The organism is Variovorax sp. 01N429 (assembly GCF_056399425.1).
The window spans coordinates 1-3,589 of sequence record NZ_JBFTRG010000042.1 but is presented as its reverse complement, the minus strand read 5'-3'; the positions used below and the strand labels follow the sequence as shown (position 1 = coordinate 3,589).

Annotated in this window: 2 protein-coding genes; both read left to right on the top strand. The window is 58.8% G+C overall.

Annotated features, from left to right (window positions below):
* Positions 1 to 792 precede the first annotated feature (792 nt).
* Positions 793 to 1,029, top strand: a complete 237-nt coding sequence (locus AC1DSF_RS30425) for a hypothetical protein (protein WP_478184040.1) — start codon at positions 793 to 795, stop codon at positions 1,027 to 1,029.
* A 1,998-nt stretch (positions 1,030 to 3,027) separates the two neighbouring features.
* A complete protein-coding gene (locus AC1DSF_RS30420) occupies positions 3,028 to 3,456 on the top strand; it encodes a sensor histidine kinase (protein ID WP_478184039.1) in 429 nt (142 codons plus the stop codon).
* The last annotated feature ends 133 nt before the right edge of the window (positions 3,457 to 3,589 follow it).

The following is a 3,589-nucleotide window of genomic DNA, read 5'->3' as shown; positions in this document are numbered from 1 at the left end:
CTGCGCCTGCAGCTCCGCGCTGTAGCGCCGTCTCGATCTGGGTCCTGAAGCGAGTTTGTCGCTTGTCATCATGTCCACCTATCTTTAAGTGGACACGATCCTTCACGTCGCGACGCTCGGATTCAAGATGGGATTACCGGACGCATACGATGCAAGGCGGCCCCGTCGCTGGAGGATTTGCGGCGCTAGCGATGTGCCTGAATGGTGTCGCGACGGCGGCGATGATGCCGGTGATATTTAACTTCCTGAGTTACTTGCGAACCTAAAGGCAGGCCGTTACACCCGCATGGATTCGCTTGCGTAAGCGACCGGGCCGGCGCCAGGACGCGGACGTCGCCAACGCCGGCGTCGAGTGCTCAGGATGCTTTTTCGCGCCCGGAAGGAAGGCGATCGTTCGCCTTTAGGCTACCGGTGCGAATGCGCTGAGCGATGTTGTCGGCAAGCTTCTCGTAACGGTTCATGGGCATCTGCCCCTGGTACGGTCGTTCTTGACCGCCCCCAGATTTTCGTATCAAACGTCGGCGTGCCCCGGAGCGACTACCGGCCTCCTTGCATCTGATACGCAGAATTTTCAGGTGATCTGGTTCTGTGCGTATCGCCTCGAAGATGAACAATCGACAGCACGATGAGAGTGCTTCTGTGGTGCCGACTGCTCCGCTTTCGACGTTCCTTACAGACGCCCATTCAGCTCACCGCAACCGCTCGTTAGATTCTTTCTTGTTTCTTCATCGGTCTAGTGGCTCGCCGCACTCGGACACTTCGCAGTCTGTCACCAGCAACGTCCTTTAAATCATGAATTCAATCCCCATCGCTTTTATTATTTTCAAGGTTCTCGTGCTCAGCGTGGGCATGTATTTGGCCGTCAAGTGGCATTACGATCGGGGACAGAAGGACAGAAATCAAAAGACGGCTGCAGTGGTACTAACATCCATCAAGGTGGGCGCGGCGTTTGTCGCTTCTGCGTTCCTCATGTTGTTCCTCACCTTTGAATTTTGCAATAGGATGGGTCTGGACCTGACCATGCGGTGATTGGAAGTTTCGGTCGATAGGCCACATACAGCGCGACGAGGGCACGACCTTCTCAGAATGGACCCCGACACGACGGCGCTACGATCATCTTGGATGAACGATCCACACGTTGCTGAGCTTCGCTACATGCTCGTCTTCGGACCGGGACTGTGGTACGCGCCGCCAACGCTGATCGACCATCCGCAGCCTGAGTTCGACCGTTGATGGAAGCAAGATCACGCTCACGCCTCACAGCAGCCGCGAGGAGGCGCGCGCCGTTTGCGATCCAATGATGGAAGCCTGGGCGTTGCTTGTCGCCGTCCAACTAGGTTTTCCCGAGGTCCGAACTGATTCGTGAATTCGGACTCGATTGATCGTGCACCTACACCCAGGGATCTCGTGCTACAGCTAGAGGTAGTTGTAGGAGTTGGCATGGCAGGCACGGTGTCGCAGGTAATTGCCTACGACCGCCATGTGCCGAGTCCTGATCTAACGTTGCGAATCACCCCTTTCTAGCAATGAGGGGCTTGTGCGCGTGCTCTACTACAAAGTGGAATAGAAGGGGCGTCGTATCTTTCCGGATCTCCGGCGGCTCAGCTTCGACTTTGGAATCTAGATGCGGTCACGACGGCGCGGGCCAGCGTGGCGGGTTTTGTCGAATTTGCAATGCACACGAAGGAACAGCATGTACGCCCATCGGTCGCCGGACATCGACATCCGCAAGCGCAGCATGCAAGGTTTTTGCGGCCATCGAAGGCGCCTCGACGCCTGCGGGCAAAATGAGGAGGCCCATTGTTGTGCCCCGATGCCGGAGCTGAGCTGCAGGGGCGCGGGACACACGGGGGAGAATCGACCCTCACTCGTCAAACGTCATAGACATGTCGTCCCCCTCCGTCGTACTCCGCATTATTTCTGGCCTGACCGTCCTCGTAGCCATCGCTCTTGCCGCCTTGTGCGCCTGGTGGACGACGCTACCGGTGCGTGACGCAGCGCTTGAGAGCGCGCGCCGAGACACGCAACTCGAAGCTCTCAGCCTCTCAGCCTCTCAGAGCAGTTCACCGCGGTCACACGCAGTGCGATGTCGAGCCTGAACGCGATTACGTTGAAATTGCAGGCGGAGGGTGGGCCACGGCGTATAGCTGCCTCCGAGGTCAGGGCCGAGTTAGTGCGGGGAGCAGGTGATGCGGTGGGCACGCGAGCAATGCTTGTTCTCGATGCGACCGGAACGGTCGTGGCGAGCGTGGGGGTGCCTGAAACTCAGGAGGGCCTTTCAGTGCGCCAACGCCCGGCCATGGCTTATCACCTCGCCCATCCGACGGACCTCGGAATTCAAGTCGCTCATGCCCATTACTCGGAACTGACCGGTGGTTGGGTTCTGCCGCTTTCGCGCATCGTTCCCTCGCGCGATGGGAAGATGCTTGGCGTCGTTCTGGTTGGGATCGACCTCTCGTACATGCGCAACCTCTACGAGCAAATGGGGAATCTACGTGATGCCAACTTCCTGATTGTTGGCCGCGGTACTGGAGGAATCGTCTTCCGGCAGCCGTTCATCGACGGATCGATCGGCTTCCTTCCTGTTGGCAATCCTCCAATTTTCGAGGGCGCAGGCACGTACGAGGCGACGAGCCAGCTCGACGGCATCACGCGGATCATCAGCTATCGACAACTCCGCGACGTCGATGCCGTGATGCTCGTAGGCTACCCGCGAGAAGAGGTGCTCGCAGGATGGCGTAACTTCGCGCGCGAACGCGTGACCTGGACGGTCACATCCCTGAGCCTGTTTGCGTTGATCTGCTGCGCAGGCTGGCTTGGGTACCGGCGGTATGGCCGGCAATTGCGTGCTCTGGAGCAGGGCTTCAAGATCAGAGAAGGCGAGCTGCGTCAGGAGGCCGACAACAAAACTTCTCGGTCTCCTTATCTCAAAGCCTGTCGACGCCGTTCAGCCAGCTGCGCGGTATTTTGGAGGCCGACGCCTCGAAGACGGCCGAGGTGCGCGAGGAGGTGCGCCAGGACGTCCTCATGTCCGCCATCAAGATGGAGGGACTGGCTCAGGACGTTCGGGCTTTGGCGCTTGCCCGTAATACAGCCGTCAAGCGGGAGGACCTTGACGTGACGTCGATGGCCCACGAGATCGCGCGCTCGCTTCGGGCCGGCGCCTCATCGCGGGCCGTCGAATTTCGCATTCAGGACGGCATGTACGCGACCGCCGACGCCACTCTGCTCAAGGTGGTGCTTGCCAACCTCATGGGGAACGCTTGGAAGTTCACGTCGCGGTCGACGGGGACAATAATTGAAGTGGGCGCGCGGTCAGGATTGGTCGAAACGGTCTTTTATGTGCGTGACAACGGCCCCGGCTTTGATCCAGCCAACGAACAATCGGTCTTCAAACCATTTCATCGGCTCAACAACTCTGCGGAGTTTGAAGGGCAAGGCGTATGCGTCCGGTAATCCCATCTTGAATCCGAGCGTCGCGACGTGAAGGATCGTGTCCACTTAAAGATAGGTGGACATGATGACAAGCGACAAACTCGCTTCAGGACCCAGATCGAGACGGCGCTACAGCGCGGAGCTGCAGGCGCAG

What these genes read in the sequence shown, in the direction of transcription:
- AC1DSF_RS30425 (WP_478184040.1), top strand. Translation starts at nt 793, where the DNA reads ATGAATTCAATCCCCATCGCTTTTATTATTTTCAAGGTTCTCGTGCTC.
- AC1DSF_RS30420 (WP_478184039.1), top strand. Translation starts at nt 3,028, where the DNA reads ATGTCCGCCATCAAGATGGAGGGACTGGCTCAGGACGTTCGGGCTTTG.